We start from the raw sequence: 24496 nt of genomic DNA, 5'->3' as shown, positions 1-24496 counted from the left end.
TACAACCACGGAGACCTTGCGGCTCCGACGCTATCGATGGAATAGCCCGAAATCTGCGAACGAAGTTGGTGCGGAAACGAACCCGGTAGGCCGCAAACCCTGTGCACATCGAACTTAAGTTTCGAGTGCCATTGTTTGCCGTCTCTTTATTTTCCGTTGGCCAGGAGTAAATTCCTCATTCTAGCCATTCCCCTGGTTTTCTCGTCGAGAATGCTTGCCTAATTCTCGGCAACCCTAAGGGAATGTACTCTACTCCCTTCCCGGGGTAAATTGCCAGAGAAGAATGATTAAAATCAGAAAACTGAAAGCTTCAGGCGCGTGTGCTGAAGGCGGGGTGGGCGAATTTGGGGGATGTCTCCATCAGATAGGGTTAGCGGCCGATTAGCTTTGCGTGCGTCGCGGGTAATGTTCCCCTTCGATGCTGATTGTGGAGGCCTCTTCGAGCGAACGCATTGTCTGTGGCGAGTTCGAGGGTTGCGACCTGAGATTTTCTTTAAGTCGCGAGAGCTTGGTCGTACCTGAACTTAGGACAATCCATGACTTATTGGCAAGCGGACATGCCAGAGCGATTCGAGCGTGAACTATCGCGGCTTGATGATGATAGTCCGGAAGTGGAGCGTCGGTTGACGCTAACAAGCCTCAGCACTTACTGGATACATCGGAGATTTTACACTCGGTAAGAATGAGCCACCAAGCGTTTGAATATCACGTTGCATTTTGTGATGCTTCTTGAACGAAGCTGTTACTACAGCGTTTCTTGTGTTAGTCTCTTTTTCGGATGCAATTCATTCATACTCAACTGACGCTTTGTTGTTGCTGTTGACCCTCTCTGTGGTCCGGCGAGAACCCTGTGCGGTTAGTTCTTTCCTTCTAAAAACCCTCAATAAATAGCTAGTGTTGACGGCACTTCTGTGCTTCTACACGTTCAATTTCGCGCAGAAATTTCTGCGTCTTCGCGACACATGTCGTAAGAGAGGCTTTATATGTTTGTGCTTTCCAGGCGATCAAGTTTGCTCGCACTGATTCTTCTGTTTTCTCCCTTGATCTCTGCAGTTGCCCAAAGCTCAGGAAGTGGTACGTTGAACGGAACCATCAGTGACAGTTCGGGTGCTGTGATTCCAGATGCTGAAGTGACAGTTCGCCAGACCTTGACGGGGCTCGAACGTTCAACAAAGACAAACTCTACCGGTTTTTACTCTCTACCAGCACTCCGCGCCGGGGAGTACATTGTTGGTGCGCAGGCGTCGGGTTTTCAACGTATAGAGCAGCAGGGAGTTGTTCTGCAATCAGATACAACGCGCACGATCAATCTTCAACTAACTGTGGGCGCATCGGACGTGGCAACAGTGACGACTGCTGCTCCTGCAATTGAGACATCTGAAGGCTCCCTGAACACGATCATCACAGGAACGCAACTAAGTGAGCTCGCGACCAATGGCCGTAACTTCACCCAGCTCCTCTCGCTTGGTACAGGTGTGAGCAGTTCGCAGACGGGACAGCGCATGGGCGTGGGGCAGGAAGGCAATCCGCTGACATCGGTGAACGGCGGCCGCATCAACTCAAATGCTTTTACTTATGACGGCATCCTGGCGATGGATACCGGCGGAAATCGAGGACTCAATCTCTTTCCCCCGATGGAGGCGATACAGGAGATTCAAGTCCACAAGAGTAACTACACGGCAGACATCGGGTCATTTGGCTACAGCCAGGTAAACGTTGTGACGCGGTCTGGCGGCGAGAAATATCACGGTGATTTGTACGAGGTGTTTTCGAACGATGCGCTGAATGCTCGCAATTATTTCAACGCATCGAAGCCGCCTCTGCATGACAATAACTTCGGATATGACGTGGGCGGCCGCTTGCTTCCTGGAGCCAAAGGTAAGTTAACGCCAAATATATTTTTCTTCTGGTCGCAGGCATTCGATCGTCGCTCCGGCCCGGAACTTACCAGTTTCACCTCAGCACCGCAGAGCACCTTTACTGCGACGACACCCACCTCTCTGCAAAGAACTGGAAACTTCGCCGGGTCTGCACCTATCAAGAATCCTGTTACCGGGCTGCCCTACGCGGGCAATCAGATTACAAATATCGATCCGAATGCGGCGCTTCTTTTAAACGCATACTTTCCGTTACCTAACAGCACGAGCTCGTCGAACTACGTGATCAGTCCGAAGAATCAAACGAGTTGGCGTGAAGAGTTGATACGTGTTGACGCGACGCTGACGCAAAGCGATACGGTCACCGCACGCTATGCTCATGATGCGTGGAGTCAGCAGCAGGCAATTTTGAAGCCTTCCAATCAGTCTTTCGCAACGATCGGTGGTTACTTTGTTAAGCCGGGACAGAATGGAGTGTTGCAATGGATCCATATTTTTCACCAACGCTGCTGAACCAGGCGACGATTGGCTATTCACGCAATCAGATTACTCAGTCACCGAATAGCAATGGCCAACGGCCTGCGGGTCTTACCATTCCAAGTTTGTATAACGCGAATATCTATAACCTGATTCCCACTATCACGATTAGCGGATTCTCATCAATTGGCGCACAGGGACTTACGAATAATACGAACAACGTTTACACCTGGCGTGACGATTTGACGAAGCAGTTGCACAATCAGTCTCTGAAGGCCGGTTTCAATATTCTTCGTATTCAGAAATTTGATCGTTTCCCATACGGCGGCCAGGCTGGATCGTTCAGTTTCACGGGTTCTGCAACCGGCAATCCGTTGGCTGATTTTCTTACTGGCCATGCCTTCAGCTACGTCGAGCAGAACAATGTGTCGAATGTGTATCTCTTCGCAAATATGTTTGAAGGGTATGTGCAGGACGATTGGAAGGTTACCCGTAACCTCACGCTCAATCTAGGCGTGCGTGACACGATCTTCCAGGGGGCGCCCAATGGTTACGATAAATACGACCGCATCTCAGATTTTGTCCCAAGTCTGTATTCGGCTACAAACGCGCCCACGGTTACTTCGACAGGAACATTGGTTGCCGGCACTGGTGATCCTCTTAACGGAATCATCACACCGGCCAATCTTAAAGGACTTGATCTTCCTCGTTCCCTCACGGGCGCGCGGAACAATATTGGACCGCGCGTTGGCTTTGCCTGGGCACCTCTTGGTTCTTCTGCAACATCGGTCCGCGGTGGTTACGGCATCTTTTATCATTGGGACAATGACAACCACGAAAGTCTGAGCGGCAATCCTCCGTACTCGCAATCCGCGACCATCTACAACACCACTCTTACTGGTTTCGCTTCTGATGCACAGACGTTGTTCCCTCCGACACTCGCTGCCTTCGATACTCGCAAGTTGTACCCAACCGTAAGCCAATATTCTCTTACGATAGAGAGGCAGCTTCCGGGATCGACCGTTCTTTCAGTGAGCTATGTGGGCAACACCGCCCGCCATCTGGATCAGACACCTAACATCAACCAAGCCCAGCCTAACGCTGCCGTCGCAGCGGGAACAGTAAACGTCAATACGGTTCGTCCTTACAAAGGTTATGCCGCGATCAACTATGATGTCCGCTCTGCTTCTGCGAACTATAACTCCGTACAGGTCGATGCGCGTCGCCACTTCAAGAACGGATTCCTCTTTGAAGCGGCTTACACTTACTCTCGTTCTCTCGGTTCGCAGGTGGGGCAAAATCAGTTCGCTAATGAAAATGGTCCAACGGCCTATGACAGACCACAGAGCTTCACCATTAACTATGTTTACGACTTGCCGTTCTTCCATGGCAGTCGCAGCCTGGAGGCTTATACGCTTGGCGGTTGGGAGGTCAGTGGAGTTTCTACCTTCCAGAGCGGTACGCCGGTAACGGCAACGATCTCCGCAGACCGCGCCGGTGTTGGTAATACGGGGGAACGGCCTAACATAACGGGCTCAGTGATCTATCAACATGGCAACATCAACAATTACTTCTCAACAGCAAACTTCAGCCAGCCTGCGTTGGGAACCTTCGGCGATCTGGGGTTCAACACCATTCGCCAGCCGGGGCTGAACAGCACCCAATTCAATCTCTCCAAGAAAGCGACCTTCAATCTCATTGGAGACACTCCTGTTACAGCGAAGTTCGAAGGCGAGTTCTTTAATCTTTTCAACCATCCGGCCTTCAATGGCGTCGGAACAACCGTTGGCGCTGCAACCTTCGGAAAGATCACTTCTGCACTCGATCCGCGTAATATCGCTTTCAAGGTGAAGTTCTCTTTCTAAATAAAATCGATATGTGAGCGAAAGGATTTTTATGTCAGAAACAAATGAACAAAGCTCCAAGCCTTTGAGTTCTGCACAAGGCACAACGACGCGGCGCGACTTTTTGCAGGCATCACTTGCGATTGCAGGTACTGCAGCAGTCTCGACGGTAGCACCAGCGTTGGCAGGTGCCCAGACGAAATCGAAGCGTCCTAACTTGGTCTTCTTCCTTGGAGAAGGCCAGCGGGCCGACGCACTTTCAATCGCGGGAAATCCTATCCTCAAGACGCCGAACCATGATCGTATCGGACACGAAGGCGTTCGTTTTACAAACGCTTTTTGCACCAATGCACTATGCGCTCCGGCCCGCGCGACTGCACTTACCGGCCTGTACTCGCGTTCTACCGGTGCTCTCGACAACACCAAGGGCAATATTCCTCTTGCCGCCGATATTCCGCTCTTCACTGAGATACTGCAGAAGGAAGGATACGAGGTCGCCATCGTAGGCAAAATCCATACACGAAATGGAGTGGAGGAGCGAAATTGGGATTACTACTTTGGCCACAACAATCCCAGTAACGATTATGAGAATCCTATTTTTAAAGAAGGCCGCAAGGGAAAAGTTGGGCCAAGCAAGCAGTACAAGGCGGTTTATCCCGACGATCTCTCCACGGACCGTGCGATTTCATGGATCAATGAAGACCGTGGAGATAAGCCTTTCTGCATTCTGATCTGGTTTGTCGCGCCGCATGAGCCGTTCTTTCGTCCGCGTCGACTTGCCGACCTCTACAACGGCACACCCATCGCGAAGCCCGTGAGCTTTGATGATGATCTCAAGGGATATCCCGGCAAACCGAAGAGTTTTGTCGATGCAGAAAATAAGCTGGGCACAACCTCAAGCCATGTTGCCTGCGGCTCTCTCGAAGGCGTTGCGAAAGATTACTATGCAGGTCTCGTCGCAGTCGATGAGAATATCGGTCGCGTGATCGGTGCACTGGAAAAGAAAAATATTCTTGACGACACGGCCATCCTGCAAACCTCCGACCACGGATTTTTTCTTGGAGAGTGGCGGCTCTTCGACAAGCGATTGATGCACGAACCGTCGATACGAGTGCCTTTTCAGGTGCGCTACCCGAAACGCATTCCCGCTGGAACCGTACGTGAAGAGATGGTTCTGGATACGGACATCGCACCGACGCTTCTGGATCTTGCTGGTGTTCCTGCTCCAGCGAATCTACAAGGCAAAAGCATTTTGCCGCTCGCGAAGGATACGGACCCGGAATTCCGTAAAGAGTGGTACTACGAGTATTACGAGTGGCCCAATCCAGAGAAAGTCGCGCCGCATCGTGGCATCCGAACGGAGCAATACAAGCTAATTCAGTATGTGCTCGATCCGTCGGAAGGAGAGCTTTACGATCTTCGGACTGACCCGAATGAACAAAATAATCTTTACGGCAAACCGCAGTATGCTTCTCTTCAAGCTCACCTTTCAGACCGGTTAAGTGTCCTGCGTGCAGAGATTCCTGAACGGAAAGAAGCGAGTTAAATATTCAAGTCGAACATTGTCCTGCGATTCCATCTCATCGATGGCGACGCAGGACAGAAGCGGTGAAATAATAAAGAGGTGAAGCTCGATCGCATAGAGGTTCGCATTGCGGACAGTTACCTGGCAGCGGACAAGTTGAGCCTTGCCGGTGGCGTAAGCGATCCGAACCAGACGGCAAGTTATGGCTTGGTGTGGCAACCGAAACCGCTGCATGTGTTCATCATCGAAGATGGGCTTCTGGTAGCCCATGTAGGACTTCTGCAATGCACGGTTAGGGTTGGTGGCCAGCCGGTTTCCGTGGCTGGGTTTGGCGGAGTCCTGACGCGGCCAGATTGCCGAGGGAAAGGATTTGGCCAGATAGCCATGCAGAAGGCGGAAGAGCACGTACGACAACAAAGAGATGCAAACTTCGGCCTACTTTTTTGCCGAGATGCAGTGCAGCCATGGTATGAACGACTGGGGTGGGAGCCGATCAAAAGGCCGGTTTGGATTGATCAGCCTGAGGGAAGCATTCAGTCGCCTCTGGTTGTCATGGTGAAGTGTTTTGGCCAGGAGGCATGGCTAGGTGGGGTGGTGGAACTAGGATGTCTTCCTTGGTGATTCTCTTGGTTCGATTTTGGCCTAGGAGAGTAGAGTCTGAAGCACATGGTTGATCAGATATCGTCAGGAAGAATCTCGAAGGTGACGAGTTCGGAGCGGAAGCCACGAGTGCGAATCGCTCCATATGTGATTCCGGCGACCATCCATACAATACCTAGTACCAGCGCGGCATGGCTGAGATGGATCCAGATGAATCCGCAAATCAGGAAGCCGAGGGCGGGCACGATAAGACCACTAAGGTTTTTGCTTCGCTCATGTCGCCAGTGGTGGATGAAGGACGCTCCGTTGACCCCCATGAACGCGAGGAAGGCGCCAAAGTTGAGTGCCTCGGCACCAATCTCGTAGGCGCCTCCACCCAATCGCGCGGAGAAAAATTCAAGGGTGGCAGCTCCGGCAAGTGCAAAAGCGCCAACAATCAGGATATTGTTGCGAGGAACGTGGCGTTTGGGTTCGATTGCACCGAAGAATGCTTTTGGTAGCGCATTTCCCCGTCCCATTCCGTAGAGGAGCCGTCCGGCAGCAAGCTGCGAGCCCAGCGCTGAACCCATGTTTGCGACAAGCAGGGTGCAATTGATGATCCAGAAGAGAACGGTGCCGCCCGCCTGCCGCGCGACCATCGCGAAGGCCGACTCTACCTGGCTGCTCGGAAATGGCTTCGCACCCCAGATGAGCTGCGCCGCATAGACTTCCAATCCGGACAGCAGGCCTGTAATCAGACAGACCAGAACGGTAGCCAGAAGAATATTACGCCGCGGATTTTCAACCTCTTCCGATAAGGTGGATACCGCGTCGAAACCGATATAAGTGAGTACAGCCACGGAGGTGCCGGCGAAGATATTTGCGGGATGAAAAGTGTCCGGCTGATAGAAGGGGTGGGTGAAGAATCCGGGATCGTGGTGAACGTGCCACAGTGCATGGACCACCGCCGCGAGAAAGATCAGGACGACCAGCACCATGCCGGCGCAAAGCGCTTCATTCAGTTGCGCGGAGGTTTTTATGCCGCGCAAGTTCATCCAGGTGAAGAAAACGGCAAAGATAAGAACCCAGACGTAGTAGGACATGCCCGGAACGATGTTCATCGCGGTCTTTGCACAGAAGGCTGTGCAAATCAACGGATTCAGCAGGTAGTCCATGACCATACCCCAGCCGACGATATAGCCGAGGGCAGAGTGCATCTCCTGACCGACGTAGGTGTAGGCTGAGCCTGCGCTGGGGTAGATTCGTGCCATGCGTCCGTAGCAGATTGCCGTGAAGAGCATAGCGACCATGGCAATGAGGATGGTTGTGACGACGTGGCCGTGGGCTTTATTACTAATGACACCGTAGATCCCCATGGGCGCGGTCGGCTGGACGATGACCATACCAATGATGATGAGGTTCCATAGCTTCAATGTACGGTTGAGGCGGACGGCCTTTCCTGAGGAAGTTGAGGGAACCGTCACTTCTTGTTGTTGCGCCATGGACGAATCCTCTTGATGCCGATCGATTCAATGGAATGGTGGCAATGCTGAAGCGAATTTGGATCTGACGCGAGAGCAAGAGTCTGGTAACAGCGACTAAATACTAGTAGCCAGGGCTTTATAGCCGTGCCGGGTGAATTCTGACTCCCTGAACCACCCGATTGATGACGCCTGAGGGACTTGGGTTGTCGGGATTCAAACCGATGCTCAGGCTCAGATGATATCCGAGCAACTGTGCGGCAACGATCTCGTAGGGAGTCCGCAGAGCGTCGTCCGCCTGTGGAGCAATCGCAGGAATGATCTCGTCGAACAGACCGTTGGCAGCTACCGGGTCGGCGATTCCTACCCGGTAGCCGAGTTTCTTTTGGCGCAGCTCGTCGATGAGATCGACCTCGTACGCACGGCGTACTGGATCGCTGGACAGCAGGCATAGGACAAGCGTGTCGGGTTTGACAAACGACATGGGACCATGACGAAGACCCAGGTACGTCTCTGTGAGAATAGGGAAGCGCCCAGCGGTCATCTCAAGTATCTTGAGTCCTGCCTCGCTCGCCCAACCAAGCAATGGCGAAGAGGATAGGACGACGATCCGGTCACGGATACGCGCTGTCAGGTGATGGCATGCACGGTCGATCTCAGGCAGCAACGCAGACGTGTGCAAACTGAACTCATTCACAGTGGAACTAGCTGCATCGGGCTGTGCGAGCAGAAGTCCGGCAAGCACCAGATTTGAGAATGCGCTTGTCATCACAAGACTGCGGTCGTTGGTGCGAGGATCGAGCGCAATCAAGCCGTCAACTCCGGCGCGAGACAAGGCTCCGTGTTCATTGCAGACAATTGCTAATTGCAAGATGTCGGGCCGAAGCGCACGGACACGCTCGACTACAGCGGCGCTCTCCGGGCTATCTCCGGAACGGGCTAGGGAGATCACAACGTCTACACCTGCCAGATAACGCTCCGTGTCGATTAGGAGGTCGGTTGTAGGCACGGCAAATGCCCGGGGCCATGCCAATGCAACGGCGCTGGCCGCATAGGCCGAGGTCCCAGCCCCGGTCAACAGTACGCGGGCGTCCTGAAGTTTGACGGGGAGAGACAATCGCTCCGATGAGGAACGAACGTTCGCCAACGTGGTTGGCCACAGAAGAGGCTGTCCGAAAATCTCTTGCAAGGTGTGTAGCGGCGCGTCAGTGGGTGCCGTCGTTGTCACGCCAGGATCTTGTGACATGTAAACTCCGTTCTGTCAGGTCAAGTTGGATGCGGGGCAAAGAATACATCCCGCAGATAAATCAATCAAATGCGAAACATTACATAAGAATATATTCATATTAGTCAGTCGTCAACACTTTCATTTGACACAAAACGAAGTATTCCGTAAAACACTTCATGCAGGCCGGAAGCCCACGCATGATGCATCTGTTGCAGATGCATTCGCTGGGCAAACTCCTCCAGGGAGAACTCATGTCGAAATTTTTGATCTGCGGAATGATATTTTTTGCGAGCACGTTTGCTCTTCCTGCTCACGCAAAAACCTCTTCGGAGCCGCAGCGCCAAGTTGAATTGGCAGGGAATTGGAAGCTCTACTCGGCCCGCGATGTGGCCACAGATGGCCAGACTATTTCTCTACCTGGTTTTAATACGGCATCCTGGCATCCGGTCGCGCACATGCCAGCCACAGTCTTGGAGACGTTGGAGGAAGATGGCGTCTACCCGAATCTCTACAACGGCATGAACCTGCTCAAGACTGTTCCCCTGGACCTCTATCTTCAGGACTGGTGGTATCGGACGACCTTTGTCGTGCCGGCAGACCAGCAGGTTTACCAACTCGATTTTCCTGGCATTAACTATCGAGCGGAGATTTGGCTGAACGGCAATCTAATAGCGGATAGTCACCAGGTCGTCGGCATGTATGTCGCGCATCGGTTCGATGTGACGCGCTGGATCAAACCAGGCGCGTCGAATGTTCTTGCCGTGAAGGTGACGCCGGAGCGTCTGGTACAGGATGTGAATGGGGTTGAACTAGGCGATAGCTGGTTCGATTGGATCAACTGGAAGTACCTGGGTTATAAGGGGGCGCTCAAATCTGGTGCGCACGGGGTGTCATTTGTCTCCGATCGCAATGCCGGGATATGGAAACCGGTTTATTTGCGTATGTCGGGCGCGGTCACTGTGAGCGATACGACAGTGAACACTGAGCTTCCGTTGCCGCAACTCACGTCGGCGCGGTTGACGATCTATGCAGAGTTGCACAACCTGACTGATCATCCGGTCAGTGGTGTGCTGCGGGGAACGATCTCGCGTTCTGGCAAGCCGTCGATCCAGATAGAACAACAGTTGAGCCTTGCATCGGATGAAGCACGAGAGATCAGCTTCGATCCGCAGAAATATTCGCAGCTTGTGGTGCAGCACCCCGATCTGTGGTGGCCCTACACGATGGGCAAGCCTAACTTGTACACCTTGGATCTCGAGTTCCTTGAAGGCCAACAGGTCTCGGACATGAGTCACATTCGCTTCGGGATTCGTACCATTACACAGCACCGCGACCACGATGAGCAGTTTCCGAAGGTGGGCACGGGCGGCAGCTTTTATCTTCAGGTAAACGGAAGAGACTTTCTGGCGCGCGGGGCCGACTACTCCCCTGACCTGCTTTACCGTTACGATGCTGGCCGCGATGAGGCCATCATGCGGTATGTGAAGGACATGGGTTTGAACATGCTTCGCTGGGAGTCGAAGATCGCCAGCGACCACATGGTGGAGTTGGCTGATGAGCAGGGTGTTCCTGTGATGTTTGGCTGGATGTGCTGCAACCAGTGGGAAAAATGGAACCAGTGGAGCGCTGAAGATTATCGTGTAGCAGATGCGAGCCTGAGGTCACAGATTTTGATGCTGCGTCCACATGCCTCGGTCTTCATCTGGGCCAACGGAAGCGATGGGCTGCCACCGCCTCCGGTCCGCTCGGCCTATCACAAAATTCTGACGGACTTGCACTGGCAGAATGCAATTGTCGATACCGTTTCTTCGTATGCCAGGAATGATAAAGGTGAACGCGAGTGGAGCGGTATCCATATGGAGGGGCCGTATAGCTGGCGACCACCGACCTATTGGTTCAGCGGGCGCTATGCGGCGGCGCGTGGCGCGTGCGCCGAGCAGGGTGACAATGAGCACATTCCGCCATATGAAAGCCTGAAAAGATTCATCCCCGCCGACAAACTCTGGCCCATTAATGAGACCTGGTATTTTCATGCGGGATCAAATCCAGGCAATAGCACGCTGAGTAATATCCAGAAGGTGATCGACCGGCGCTACGGCCCTTCGAGCAGCGCGGAGGAGTTTGCCCGGAAAGCGCAACTGGCACACTACGAAGATACCCGTGCGCAGTTTGAGGACTTCGCGGCGAATGGATGGGCCAACCACAAGATGACCCTATATTGGATGCTCAATACTCCATGGCCATCCTTCTTCGGACATCTGTTCGACTATTATCTGAAGCCTGGTGGTGCTTACTACGGAGCCAAGAAAGGGTTGCGTCCTCTGTCGGTCGTCTTCGACTCTTATGCGATTGGAGACCACAGCCAGGCGAAGATCACGGTGGTAAACCAAACGCCCGTGCAGCACAATGGATTGCGCGCTCGCGTGCGCATCTATGATTTGGACGGCAATGTTCGCTATGACCGAAGCGCAGCAGACATTGTCGTCGCATCGGGCGGAGCAGTCCATGTTCTCAATCTGCCTCGCCTGAAAGACCTTACTCCCGTCTATTTTGTGCGCTGTCAACTATTCGACAACTCTGGAAAACCATTGGTGAATAACGTCTACTGGCAATCGACAAAAGACGATGATCTTGGCCCTCCCTCCAACGACAACGCCTTCGATTTGAAGCAGGCCAGTTGGGCAGACATGACTGCCCTGAACACCATGCGCTCAGTTCCTCTGGAACTGAGCGCCAGCGAGACCGTTGCGGGAGGGGAGAGCCACGTCACCATCCGCCTGCGGAACACAGGCCGCGGTGTGGCGTTTTTTGAGCGCGCAGAGATTACCTCCAACCGCGGTGGTGACGAGATTCTGCCCATCCAATATGACGACAACTATGTCACCGTATTTCCGGGCGAGGCCGTCGAGATTCACGGAACACTTCGGCAGATGGATGGTCGGGCTACCTGGATTAAGCTAGCGGGTTACAACACGCCGGAAGAGATAGTGTCGATTGGGCGCACAAAATAAGGGAAAGCATGAATCGCAGATGCTTTACTGCCGATTCGTTTCGTTCCTGATTGATAACGCAGTCGTACGCCCCATCCGTCTTCGCTATTTCGTTGTCGCGCCCTTGTCTGGTGCGAGCGAACTATTGCGTTCACTCTACTGGAAAGGAACGCAATCCCTACCTATAGAGGGATGTACTTTCCAGGAAACGGGCCTTTTGGGCATGATTTAATTTCTTGATAAAAATTATCGTTGACACAAAACGACAGTGTTCGTAATATAACGAAACACATTGGTAGCTTGCTATTCGTTTTGTGTAGGCCGAATTCGTAATTGTTCGAAATCAGATGGACAAAGCAGTGTTCAGCTCGCGGCCTGAATCGGACGGCAGGAACTCCTTATTGTGCACGATGGACTGTCTCCCCGTTGGTCAACTGCAATTTCCAGGAGGTCGATTTTGAAAACGATCATAAGTTTACGCACACTCTGCCTCGGCTTTTTTCTCGTGGCCAGCTATCCTCTTATGGCGCAGCGAGACGCTGCCTCACTCGAGGGCCGTGTTACCGATGTGTCTGGAGCCACTATTGCGAATGCTTCCGTCTCGGCAGTAAATACTGCCACAAATTACACCTACCGCGCGCAGAGCGATGCCACGGGTGGTTGGAGCATCAGCCCGGTTCGCATTGGAACGTACCAGATCACTATCGAGGCAAGCGGATTCAAGAAGACCGTCGTCGGCCCGATCACGCTCGACGTGCAACAACGCCAAAGGGTGGATACGGCGCTCCAGTTGGGTACAATCAGCCAGGAAGTAGTGGTTACCGACGCTGCACCGCTGCTTCAAACCGACTCCTCGGAGACCGGTCAAGTCATCAATAGTAGATCGATGGTGGGCTTTCCATTGAACGGCCGCAATCCGGTTCAGCTGGCGCAGCTGACCGTCGGCGTGACGGTCAGCGAGCCGGGGGCGCGCGATTCGGGAGGATTCGGCTTTAGTGCTAGCGGCTCGCGCTCGTTGGACAACAACTTCCTCCTTGATGGTGTGGACAACAATTCAAACCTTCCCGATCTGTTGAACGAGGCGAATTACGTTGTGATGCCACCGCCGGACGCACTACAGGAGTTCAAGATCGAGACGGGGAACTACGATGCTGAGTTTGGTAGGGCCACCGGCGCTATCGTCAACGCGACCACCAAAGGTGGGACGAACGAGCTGCATGGATCGGCCTATGAGTTTCTGCGAAACCAAAGCTTCGATGCGATGAACTACTTCGACACCACGCGCCAGCCGTATCGCCAGAACCAGTTTGGCGCGACACTAGGCGGGAAGATCATTCGAGACAAGCTCCTCTTCTTCGTCGATTATCAGGGGCTGCGCCTGCATCAGGCGCAAGTAGCGACATCACTGGTCCCAACGCTGGCACAGCAGAACGGAGATTTTTCGAGCCAACTAGACCTGAGCGCTCCCACCGGAATCACCGATTGCAATGGAGCACCGACCTATCAAGGGGAGATCTTCAACACGCGCCTCACTCAGGCGAGTACCAGCCAAGGGAGTGGAGGATTCTGTGGCGTTCCGTTCGGCTATGTCAACGGCTCGCCGAGCAATGTCGTTCCTTCAGCCAGCATGGACTCACTCGGCAGCACGCTTATCAAACTCTTTCCTGCCCCCAATGCCACTGGTGTTGGCTATAACTATCTTTCCGACCCGATAACGACACAATCGTCCAACCAGGGAGATGCGCGCATCGACCAAGTCATCTCCAAGCATGACACAGCCTTCTATCGGTTCAGCATGAGCAATAGTCCGGAGACAATCGGTGCGCCTTTCCCTGGATTCGCCGATGGGGGAGGCTTCTTCAGCGGCATTCAACAGATCACCGCCTATAGCGCTGTCGCCAGCGAGACGCATGTCTTCTCGGCCCATGCGGTGAATGAACTTCGAGTCGGGTTTAACTGGCTGAAGACAAGCCGGTATCAGGCTAACTACAACGAAAATGTGTCCGCAACGATTGGCTTTCCCGGCGTTCCGTATGTGGCTGGCACCAATAATGGCGGTCTGCCGCAGATAACTTTCAGTGACGCATCCACACTGGGAAGTCCGACTTTCCTACCAGCCATCGAGAAGCAAAAAACCTTCATGGTCTCGGACACGTTCACCTACATCCATGGGAACCAGACATGGAAGTTTGGTGGAGAAGTTCGTCCGGAGCACTTTTCCATCTACGAGCCAGCATCTCCTAGGGGCACACTCAGCTTCAACCATCAATTTACAGACAATGCCGGATCGCCCGGAAGCGGTGGAAACAGCCTGGCCTCTCTTCTAACCGGGCAGCCGAGCGGTGGCAACATCAACAACCTTAACAACATCGAGTACTATCGCCATACGTATGCGTTGTTTCTGCAAAACGATTGGCGCATCCTGCCGAAGCTGACGCTCAATCTTGGCATGAGATACGAGTACTATTCCCCGGTGTTCTCGGAGAACAATGCCCAGGCAAACTTCAATCCGATCACGGGTGTGCTGGACATTCCCAAAGACAGTAATGTAAGTCTGACACCGACACTCGCCACAATTTTGCCTGTCAATCACTCGGCGACAAATGCACTCATCAGCTCGGACTATAAGGACTTCTCGCCCCGCGTAGGACTGGCCTATAACGCCACGAAGCGCCTTGCGGTGCAGAGTGCATTTGGGGTCTTCTTTAATGGCGATGAAGCGGGTCCATATAGCAATCCGAGCCCAGGGTTTAATCCTCCGTACTTCATTAGCCAGACTTTCTCCGGCCCGTGTAGCCTGCCTTCGTATGCTACCGTGACGAACTGCGCTGTTCCTGGCATCAGCACGCTCTCACAGGGTTTTCCTGCGACGGCGTTGGTGGATCCCAACACTCCCACACTGTTCTCGCTCGACCCGCACCTGCGGATGCCTTACGTGATGCAGTGGCACTTGGCAACGCAGTATCAATTGACCGGCAAGACAATCTTCGAGATAGGGTATGTCGGTTCCAAGAGCAATCGTTCCTATATTTATCTGAATGGAAACCAGGCTCAACCTACCGCCGATCCGTCCGCGCCGAGCGCGCCGCGGCGTCCGTTCCCCTATATCGATGCTTCGACCGGCTATCTCAAATCGGCAGGCTCGTCGAACTACAACGGTTTGCAGACGTCGGTGCGTCAGCAGTTGAGTGGCGGTTTAGAGTTCATCGTCAACTACACCTACAGTAAGGCACTGGGTAACGCGAGCAGCGCAGATCTCGGCGCACAAAACAACGATTCATTCCGCAACAGTCTGTATCCGAATCAGGAATATGGGCCACTGGATTTTGATGTGCGCAATCGTTTCGTGGCGAGTTATCTGTACGACCTGCCATTCGGACCAGGCAAGCGGTTTGCAACCAATGTTGCCATCATCGATCACATTCTCTCGAACTGGAACTGGTCCGGTATTCTCACGCTGTCGTCGGGCACATGGTTCACGGTAACCGATGGAAACGGCAATTTTGCCAACTCCGACGGGCAGCAACGGCCAGATGTAGTTCCGGGTATCAAGGCAACATCGAAGCCTTGTGTCGCCGGGACGTTCTTCAACACATGTGCTTTTGCCAACCCCGCGCTCGGCTCGTTTGGTAACGTAAGCATGAACAGTCTTGAGGGGCCGGGCGAAAAGAACATAGACTTCGCGCTATTGAAGACCATTCCACTGGGTGAATCCAGACGGTTGGAACTCAGAGCCGAGACCTTCAATGCGTTCAATCATCCCAACTTCCAATTCGCTGCTCCAGGTCCTCAAAACTCTATCAACTCAACCATTATGGGAACACCCAGCTTTGGCTTTCTGACAGGCGCACTTCCTCCTCGGCTTGTTCAGTTCGCTGTGAAATTCCATTTCTAAGCACTCCCACCCTGCAGCCTGGTTCCCAGCGCGAGCCGGGCTGCGAGATGTAATTGAAACGAAGCAACCCGAAATAAATCAAAGGGGGTCTTTGTGAACCATTGGTTCCGGTGGAGCGTTTGCGGTGTCATCCTGGTCTGTACGTCTGCGTGCGGAAGGTTAGCATCGGCCAGCGAGCATAACCGTTCGACTACGATTCAGGGAAAAACCCTGACGGTCAGTGTTAATGCAGATGGCTCTTACTCCATCGCGCAGCAGGGACTTTCGGGTACGGTTGTGCGCTCCGACGTGGAGGCGGAGGTGGATTCGCATCTGCTGCGATCGTCTGCCTATCCCCAACACAAGACAACACAGTCTGAGTTTCAGGATGAATTCGGTCCGGGATCGGAACTCACAGTAAAGAATACCGGGCTTTCAGGAACGCCGGATCTTATCTGTACGTTACGGCTCTATCGGGACCAGACATGGGGCGATGTCGAAGTTAAAGTAAGCAACACTACAGATCGGGCGATCTCCGTTCAGGCGATCAGAAGCCTTCATGCGACGGATGCTCCAGTTGTTAACTTGAACGGGCCTGCTTCTGATGATCGTGTTTTGTCTGATAGTTACAGTGAAGATAGGCCGCAACTTGCGATTCGAGACATCGCCGCCGCTCCGGAAGGTACGCACCGCGCAGTAGGAAGCCAGCTTATCTATAACCGCACGAGTGGAGAGAGTCTGTTTCTTGGCGCACTTACTTCCGACCGGTTGCTGACGATTTTTCATTTGAAAGAGCAGTCATCGGGTGGAAGTGCGCGGATTGTTTCCTACGACGCTGTGGCTACGGGCACGACCGAAATCATGAAGGGGGAATCGCTTAGAGATTCACCTGCCTCGGAACAGGTCAATCTCAGTCTTCCGGTCAAACCGAGTGATAGTTTGCCGTCCGAGCGGCTTATGTTTGCCGTTGGATCTGACTACCATGCTCAGTTGGAGCAGTATGGGAGTGCGATCAAAAAGCTGCATCATGCTCGCGTCGATACCCCAACACCAATCGGGTGGTGGAGTTGGACGGCTTACTACTTTGGGCTCAATCAGGGAGCTGCTATTACCAATGCGAATTGGTTGGCAGAAAATCTAAAACAGAGCGGGTACAACTACTTTCAGATCGATGAAGGGTATCAATACGCGCGCGGTGAATATGCAACGCCAGATGTGGCTCTGTTTCCTCGCGGACTGGGGTACATAGGAGACCAGGTGCGCCATAACGGTCTCACCTTTGGAGTATGGACTGCGCCGTTTGAAGTATCGGAGCGCGCATGGGTCTTTCAGAATCATAAGGACTGGCTGCTGCATAACTCTGCTGGACAGCTGATTCACATTGGGTATGTCACCGACCACAACGACCCCTTGTATGTGTTGGACACTACCAACCCTGGCGCACAGAGCTATTTGAGACAGACCTACACCACGCTCTACAACTTTGGCGTTCGCTTCATCAAGATGGATTTCATGGACGACTCCGCCGTTGAGGGTGCTTACTATAAGCCGAACACGACTGCTCTGGAGGCTCAACGGATTGGTCTCAAGATCATCCGAAGCGCGGTTGGCGAAGCTGTCGTCCTTGATAAGGACGGCAGCCCGATGCTGAATCCTGTCGGGATCGTGGATGCGGGCCGCATCTCCCAGGACACAGGGCACACCTTTGCGGCTACCAGAGACGCTGCCTCTGGAATCGCAGCGCGCTACTACATGAATCGCAATTTCTTCATCGCCGACCCGGATGCATTTACTGTTTCCACGCAGACTGTGGATGACCAGTCCTGGCACGGGGGGCAGCATCCGCTTACGTTTGAAGAGGCAAAGGCGTCTATTGCGCTTTCCGCGGTGTCGGGAGGTATGTTTGAAGTCGGAGACGACCTTCCCACACTTGGCGCGTCCCCAGAACGGCTAGCGCTGGTGAAGAACACAGACCTGCTTGATATGGCTCGTCTCGGGCGAGCATCGACACCTGTTGATCTCATGACCTATGCGCCCAGCGACGGGCAGCCGAGCATCTTTTTGTTGAAAGAAAGCAATCGCCAATCCATCCTTACCATCTTCAATTGGACTGAGACCGCGCGTAAGCGTGCCATCACGCTGGCGAGTCTAGGCCTGAAGAAGTCGGAGGCCTATCAGATAACGGAGGTATTCGATGATCGAAGCTGCTGCGATACCTCTTTGAACACAATCTCGATGCTGCAGCCGCCTCATTCTGTCCGCATGTTTAAGATCATCGATAGCTCGCTACCCGATAATCCACCACCATTTGAAGTGCGCTCGGCAACCAGCGCAGTCGCGGGGGAGAGTGTGACCTTCAAAGAGCTTTCGTCTTCCGCAGAGATCCCGGTACTCACTGTCCATTGGGACTTCGGCGATGGGGGGACTCTGAATGGCATGGAGGTGCGCCACGCGTACACGCATGACGGCGAATACGACATGCGTGTTACCGTAACGGGCTTAAATGGGATCACAAATTCCAAGACATTCAAGGTCGTGGTCACTGGTAGTATCCCAACGCGCTTCGTTCCGGTGGACAAGAAGCGTCCAGAGTAAGGCGAATAGGGCAGCTTCGTCTTGGACTTGAAAATATATAGTTTCATTCGTGCCACAGGCCATTTATGTAGAACGAGCCCTAGCCTTGAGAAAATTACTTGAAGAGAAACTCAACCTAAACTTCAGCGATGGATAACATGGACTCAGCAAAAACGATGGACGGCTGCGCGAGCGAACGCAGTATAGAGAAACCCGATATTACAATTGTGGGTGAAATCAACCCCGATCTAATTCTTTATGGTCTACCTCGTGATTTGCCGGAAGAACGTGAAATTCTGGCCAGCGACTTTACCCTCACGTTAGGTAGTTCGTCCGCTATTCTTGCTCACAACCTGGCACTCCTCGGAAGCGGGGTCAGCTTCAGTTCACGCATCGGCCCCGATGTGCTGGGAAAGATGTGCTGCCAGATGTTGAAGCGCGCGGGTGTTGAGCTAAGTCATGTGGTCCGCTCAAAGAGCGGCAATACAGGGGTTACTTTCATTCTTCCGCTTACATCAACGCGCCGCATCCTTACTTATCCCGGGGCGATGTTTGAAATGGGAATTGAAGACCTGAATATTGAATATCTGGGAACTGCCAAACATTTCCACTTGTCCTCGCTCTTTCTGCATCGAAAACTTTCCCCGGACATTCCTGGATTATTTAAGGAGATGAAGCGGCGTGGGCTGACTACCTCACTCGACACAAACGACGATCCAGAGAATAAGTGGGGAGACGTTCTTGAAAATGTTCTGCCATGGGTGGATGTTCTGCTTTGCACCGAAGAAGAACTGGCAAAGATCGCCAAGGTGAAGGCGGCAGCGGAGCATGTCTCGGCAAAAGTTCCTCTACTGGTTGTCAAACGCGGCGCGCGCGGGGCCTCTGCATACACGGAGGGACGAAGGATCGATGTGTCTTCACTTGAAGTTGGCGTGACGGACTCCGTGGGCGCGGGCGACAGCTTCGATGCGGGCTTTCTCCATCAATGGGTTCGCCATGCTCCTCTGGAAACCTGTGTTGCTTATGGGAACTTGGCTGGAGCCTTGTCGGTCACACGCTCCGGCGGCATCGAAGCCTTCGCCGACTCGGCATATCGGAAGAGTTTTTTTGAGCGCTATTGGCAGCAAGGCAAGCTTGTGCCATGAACTGGCTGAAATCGTGAGAAAGTAAAGTAGACCCTGCAGCGCACTCAGAAGGATTGAGCTCGACGTACGGTGTCGTGGATATGGGGTAAATGGTACGGAGATGTGGATGATGGCATTGCCAGCGGTGGTATTGCTGTTAGCGATGGCTCTTGCAGCGACTCCGGCGGTAATGCTTTGAAGTGAGAAATAAGCCGTAGGCATGCCCTGTGGTGAGCGCCATAGCGCAGAACTTCGTGATTCGATCTGGATAACCTTTCAAGCAGACCTTGGAATTTGACAGCAAGAATCTCTGTAGCATTCAGGTGTAGAACTAGTCTTTGTTATGAAAGAGCGCATGGTTGATATCCGGCCAGAATTCTTTGAAGACGAAGGTGCCGGCATCGATACCGACATTGAGGCCCCATTTTTGCGCCGTGTTTGCAAAGGTGCGCTGGCTCGCAGGGTAGTACAGGTTAGAAATTCCGGCTGCCGCGCCAGCGCCAACGACTTCTCCGAAGTTGAAAGTTGAGGTTCCCGAATCAGATCTTGTCACGACAGCACGGCTGAGGGCATAGCCAGTGCGTTTAAAAAACCCTCCCTTGCCCAAGGTGTAATACCGTATGTCTTCATGCGTTATGGCTGGCACTATAAACTCAACCGCGTAATTTTCGCTCGTCTGATCGACCCAACTGTGCCAGAAATAACGGCCATAGCCAGCAGCACCTTGGTGAAACTCGGGGGTCGCGCGAGTAGCCATTGAATAACCTGCCAATACGGCGGGTAGGACGAATGCCGAATAGTCGAACGAGTCTTCGGTAGCCGTGATGAATTTTTCCTTGGCTGATTGAGGAGGAAGTATCTGGCTCGTGCTGACTGCACGAAAGTTGGGAATGATGCCGAGGATACGTTTTGTCTGTGGGGTCTGTTCATCCATTGGCGACGAAGGTGTATTCCCCTGTTGGGCGGTGAAAGGTCTGCTTGAGTACGAGTCCTGCGATCGAGAATACGTAGCACTCAGTACTTGTGGGAGTGTATCCGGAGAATTAGGTAGCGTGGACTGAGGTATCTGCTGTACCTGGGCGACGACTGCGTAGGAACATCCTAAGAAGAGGGCACAGGCGAAATACAGAGAAGATGCTCTAAGCATAGGTGGCCGATGACTCCTTACAGTCGAACTGTTTACTATTCAATAGACTTCTATGGAGGGCTGATGGATGCTAAATAAACAAATCGCCATAGATGTATTGATGTCAAACACGACGGGGCTAGCGTAGTGCGGCGAGAATTGGCCGGAATCTTTCAGCGGATCGAGGAGTGAATAGCGATGCGCAATGTAGTACATGCAAGCCTATCGACAACTCGTTCGGAACGTTGGGATTGTCTTCGCGGTCAATTGTTCAAGCCCCAGATACAAGCAGAGCTAACAGCGTGCAGACAAGATAGTCAGTTAATTAGAAATCTGGCCAACGAGGTCAAGATCAATCATAACGTCATTATCAGCTTTCCAGAACATGAAGCTCGGGTTCTGGAGACCCCACTGAACATAGGGAATGACAAATTGCGCCCTCGCCGATGCTTTCGATCCATCCATGTGAATCTGCATCGGAATCGTTAGGTCGTGAGGATTACCGAGTAGTGTAAACACTCCTTGCACCTGAATAGTTGAGTCGCCAGAGGACGCGATTGTCCCGGTGTAGGTTTTGGGCATAAAGGAGATGGTTGTGTACTGATCCATCTTGAGAATGTCCTTATTCATCTTCTTATCGCGGCTGTTGTTACCGGTCTTTCCGCTGCCTGCCAATACAGCCACTGAACCCGACATCTTAAGACTGCTGTAGTCAAACTCAATCGATCCGGATTGAATGTGAAACGTGCCCTTGACGACCTCGTGGGTTGTGTTGAGCGTCATTTTGACCTCGCTGGTATCGGGATTGAGAACAAAGGTTTGATGCTGGGCTAGCGCAGCAGCCGGGGCGAGTATGATAGCGAGGGCGAGGACTGCGAAGGAGTTCATTGCATCTCTCTTCTAATGCGAGTTGATTGATTTAGCTGACGACTGCATTGGGAGCAACATCTGCGTGCTGGGCGGCGACGCGTGTGAGTCGTGCCGTCACGCGCATCACTCCGGGCCAGATCCTGAGGCAAAACGGTAATACAGCACGTGCGAGTGCGTTATTCAAGCCATCGGCGGCGAACTCGGCGAGACGCATCTGAGGCAGCAATGCCGACCGCAGGCGAGCCTGGAAGAGCGGCGCTGGCTCATTTGCAAGAAAGGCTGCGACAGCGCAACGAGCTGTATGCAGGGCGATCGATATGCCATCGCCGGTGAACGAGGGGATGACGGCTGCCTGATCGCCAATGCAATAGAGCCCATCCTGAGTTGTACGCCGGATGTAGCCGTAAGGGATATGGGTGACTGCGATTGGCTTGTCGAGCAATGGCTCAGCACCGGCAAGCCTCATGGCGAGGTGCGGACAGTTCTGTTGCATCTTCTCGAGGAAGTTTTCCCAGCGATTGCCTAGACATGAGAGATACCGCTGTTGCACTACCCAGCAGAGGTTTGCAATGCCGCCTTCAACCGGCTGGATACCACCATAGCCACCGGGATAAAGCATCAGTTCAGAGGCGCGTGCCAATTCAGAGGCCTGTGCGGGCGCAAGCCGGTAATACATTTTGAAGGCGACCCATCGTTGTGGGTCTTTTGGACGCGAGTGGCCCCGAAGATCATGCTTGCCTGTGGCGAGAAAGGCTGTTGGAGCTTCACAGATGGAGCCATCATCGAGCATCGCTTGCCACATGCCGGTTGCGGTGCGACTGAGGACCTGGACACTGCGCCCACACTCAATACGGACCCCTGCGGCGATGGCCTCGGCAATGAGTGCTGTATCAAGCGTTTTGCGCGTGAGCGAGGCTGCGGGGAACGGCAAGGGAGCCTCCGCGGCACGCCTGGCTGCAGCGAGGCGAACGTAGGGAATGGGCACCGCGCCAAGCGCGGCTATGTCGATGCCGAGCGCATCCAGATCCTCAAGGGCCTCACCGCTTAGAAATTCTCCGCAGACCTTATGGCGCGGTGTGGGCTCGCGTTCAATCAACGTGACGCTTCGTCCCCTTCGAGCGAGAGCGATCGAAGCCGCACAGCCTGCCACTCCACCACCAAGAACCAGTACTTCATCTTGCAAAATATTCTCTCCTAATGGACTGGATGTTCAATCAATGTATAGCGGACTCTATCTTTGCTAATAGACGTCCAGAAAAGAGTTTGGCATGTCATTCTGTACAAATCGTCATTTTGGGGTCAGTAGAGCGCTGACTGGCAGATGCACATATCGACGTGAAATTATGCCGACTTCACCTGGGAATCAGAATGCGTCTAAGGTGTTAGAACGAGATAAATGAGGTATTTAATGAGGCTAAACGATTTACTGGTAGCCGCTTTTTTGCTGATAACGATGGGCACAGCGACGCTAGCAGAAAAGATTTCAGTGAAACATATTCAACTCCCGGACCATGGGTTTATGGTGGCGCGTTCCGAGACTGGAAAAATCATCGCCCGGTTTGAGTTTTTGCAGACCGTGCAGGGCGATGAAGTGACGATAGGCCTGACCTATCACTTTGTGGATGGATCGATTGATGAAGAGACGACGACGTTTACGCAGCAGGGCATGTTTCGGCTAATACGCAACCATCACATACAGAAAGGACCGTTCTTTGCGAAACCCATCGACTTTACGGTGGATGCTGCTACCGGCATAGTCACAACTCGCACAACAGATAAGAATGGCAAGATACACGCCGAAAGCGAACACATGGGCCTGCCGGATGACTTGGCGAATGGATTTGTTGGAACGCTGCTTCTGAATGTGTCGCGCAATACAGCGCCATTTCGCGTGGGCATCTTGGCGCCAATAGAGGGTGGGCGATTGATTCGGATCCTGATCTCGCCCGAGGGTGAACAGACGTTCCACATGGCGGGGCAGAGCCTTAAGGCAACAGTGTTTCGCATCCATCCGGAGCTGGGCGGCATAGTGGGTGTCATTGCGCAGCTTATCGGACTTCAGCCGAAAGATGTGATGGTTTGGGTGCTTGAGGGCGAGGATCCCGCGGTGGTGAGGATTGTTGGCCAGCTAGGTGGTTACGGGCCTGTGGTCAGCTCAGAGTTGGAGGGAGCCAGCTTCGAAAAATAGAGCATTTTGCAAACTAGCATCTCATAATCCCTAGCCAACGGTCAGTTGTCGCCACGACGGGTGGTTAGTTCGCTCCAGTTGAGGCCGAGGTCCACGATCAGCAGCGAAGCAAGAGTGAACGCAATCACGCCGACGGCGGATAAGGCATCGCCTAGGTGACCCCAGTAACGCGGCCAGAGGTTGAGCACGCGGCTGGAGACGAAGGTAAAGGTAACTGCATAAGAGCGCGCCATCCATTGGCGGTGCTGTGTGATTTGGCGATTGCGTGCGGTGATGAGGGCGGCGGTGGTGCAGACTATCCAGGCCGCCGCCTGCATGGAAGTTCCAGGAAGACCCGGCCGATCGGCTGCGAGAGCGATACCCGTGAAGGAACCAACAAACACGGAGATGACGTAGATGCGGCCGAGGATGCGATGAAGTTGGAGGTGACGTTGGCGAATCCGCGAAGAGAAATTGATGGGGCCGATCAAGAGAGCGAAGATTCCGGCAAGTGTATGCGGGATGAGGAGATGGCGGTCGGCAATGACCTGCAGACGGTAGGCGTGGTACATCGGATAGTCTGTGATGAGGAGTAGTTCTGAGGTAATAAAGACAAAGAGAGTCGTGAGGCCAAGCGAGACCCAGAGAATAATCTTGAATCTGGAACCGGTGGAGTTGGGCGTTAGGAGCGTGGGAGTTGGCATTGTTCGCTTCTTTAATGGTTAGACGTAATGAGGTACACCATGAGGGCGACGGGAAC

The 24496-nt window shown here is 53.2% G+C and carries 13 protein-coding genes and 1 pseudogene; 8 read left to right on the top strand and 6 right to left on the bottom strand.

What is annotated here, in order from left to right; all coding sequences use genetic code 11:
* Nucleotides 1-983: 983 nt before the first annotated feature.
* From IEW09_RS18930 to IEW09_RS18870, 3 genes and pseudogenes are all read left to right on the top strand, one after another.
* Nucleotides 984-4219 (top strand): annotated as a pseudogene (locus IEW09_RS18930) (TonB-dependent receptor).
* 31 nt (nucleotides 4220-4250) lie between these two features.
* Nucleotides 4251-5744 (top strand): sulfatase family protein, encoded by a 1494-nt coding sequence (locus tag IEW09_RS08610; protein ID WP_188553750.1) that lies wholly within the window; start codon nucleotides 4251-4253, stop codon nucleotides 5742-5744.
* A 78-nt stretch (nucleotides 5745-5822) separates the two neighbouring features.
* On the top strand, nucleotides 5823-6344 hold the full coding sequence (locus IEW09_RS18870; protein ID WP_188553749.1) for a GNAT family N-acetyltransferase: 522 nt from the start codon (nucleotides 5823-5825) through the stop codon (nucleotides 6342-6344).
* Between the two features lie 53 nt (nucleotides 6345-6397).
* Here IEW09_RS18870 and IEW09_RS08600 read toward each other — a convergent pair whose 3' ends face one another.
* Both IEW09_RS08600 and IEW09_RS08595 read right to left on the bottom strand, forming a co-directional pair.
* Nucleotides 6398-7804, bottom strand: coding sequence for an APC family permease (locus tag IEW09_RS08600; RefSeq protein WP_188553748.1), 1407 nt, complete (start codon nucleotides 7802-7804; stop codon nucleotides 6398-6400).
* Between the two features lie 118 nt (nucleotides 7805-7922).
* Complete coding sequence (locus IEW09_RS08595) at nucleotides 7923-9029, bottom strand: SIS domain-containing protein (RefSeq protein ID WP_188553747.1); 1107 nt, start codon at nucleotides 9027-9029, stop codon at nucleotides 7923-7925.
* A gap of 233 nt (nucleotides 9030-9262) precedes the next feature.
* Here IEW09_RS08595 and IEW09_RS08590 point away from each other — a divergent pair, with 233 nt between their 5' ends.
* The 4 genes from IEW09_RS08590 to IEW09_RS08575 all read left to right on the top strand — a co-directional run bounded on the left by IEW09_RS08590 (nucleotide 9263) and on the right by IEW09_RS08575 (nucleotide 19594).
* Nucleotides 9263-12022: a glycoside hydrolase family 2 protein gene (locus tag IEW09_RS08590; protein WP_229739200.1), complete on the top strand. Its 2760-nt coding sequence runs from the start codon at nucleotides 9263-9265 to the stop codon at nucleotides 12020-12022.
* 436 nt (nucleotides 12023-12458) lie between these two features.
* The gene (locus IEW09_RS08585) at nucleotides 12459-15896 is read left to right on the top strand and encodes a TonB-dependent receptor (RefSeq protein WP_229739199.1); all 3438 of its coding nucleotides are present in this window, start codon (nucleotides 12459-12461) and stop codon (nucleotides 15894-15896) included.
* 93 nt (nucleotides 15897-15989) lie between these two features.
* Nucleotides 15990-18470: a PKD domain-containing protein gene (locus IEW09_RS08580; RefSeq protein WP_229739198.1), complete on the top strand. Its 2481-nt coding sequence runs from the start codon at nucleotides 15990-15992 to the stop codon at nucleotides 18468-18470.
* Between the two features lie 128 nt (nucleotides 18471-18598).
* Complete coding sequence (locus IEW09_RS08575; protein WP_229739197.1) at nucleotides 18599-19594, top strand: carbohydrate kinase family protein; 996 nt, start codon at nucleotides 18599-18601, stop codon at nucleotides 19592-19594.
* Between the two features lie 310 nt (nucleotides 19595-19904).
* Here IEW09_RS08575 and IEW09_RS08570 read toward each other — a convergent pair whose 3' ends face one another.
* From IEW09_RS08570 to IEW09_RS08560, 3 genes are all read right to left on the bottom strand, one after another.
* Entirely contained in the window at nucleotides 19905-20507 is a 603-nt protein-coding gene (locus tag IEW09_RS08570; protein WP_229739196.1) for a hypothetical protein, read from the bottom strand.
* Between the two features lie 513 nt (nucleotides 20508-21020).
* Nucleotides 21021-21587 carry a YceI family protein gene (locus tag IEW09_RS08565; protein WP_188553745.1) on the bottom strand — a complete coding sequence of 189 codons (567 nt, stop codon included), beginning with the start codon at nucleotides 21585-21587 and terminating at the stop codon, nucleotides 21021-21023.
* 31 nt (nucleotides 21588-21618) lie between these two features.
* The gene (locus IEW09_RS08560) at nucleotides 21619-22752 is read right to left on the bottom strand and encodes an NAD(P)/FAD-dependent oxidoreductase (protein ID WP_188553744.1); all 1134 of its coding nucleotides are present in this window, start codon (nucleotides 22750-22752) and stop codon (nucleotides 21619-21621) included.
* Between the two features lie 336 nt (nucleotides 22753-23088).
* On the opposite strand from IEW09_RS08560, the gene IEW09_RS08555 reads away from it, so the two are divergent.
* Complete coding sequence (locus tag IEW09_RS08555) at nucleotides 23089-23757, top strand: hypothetical protein (RefSeq protein ID WP_188553743.1); 669 nt, start codon at nucleotides 23089-23091, stop codon at nucleotides 23755-23757.
* Between the two features lie 41 nt (nucleotides 23758-23798).
* On the opposite strand, the gene IEW09_RS08550 is transcribed toward IEW09_RS08555, so the two are convergent.
* A complete protein-coding gene (locus IEW09_RS08550; protein ID WP_188553742.1) occupies nucleotides 23799-24440 on the bottom strand; it encodes a DUF2306 domain-containing protein in 642 nt (213 codons plus the stop codon).
* Nucleotides 24441-24496: the final 56 nt, after the last annotated feature.

The organism is Edaphobacter dinghuensis, assembly GCF_014640335.1.
GTDB lineage: Bacteria > Acidobacteriota > Terriglobia > Terriglobales > Acidobacteriaceae > Edaphobacter > Edaphobacter dinghuensis.
The sequence above is the reverse complement of the archived record's forward strand: the minus strand, read 5'-3'. Positions and strand labels throughout refer to the sequence as shown.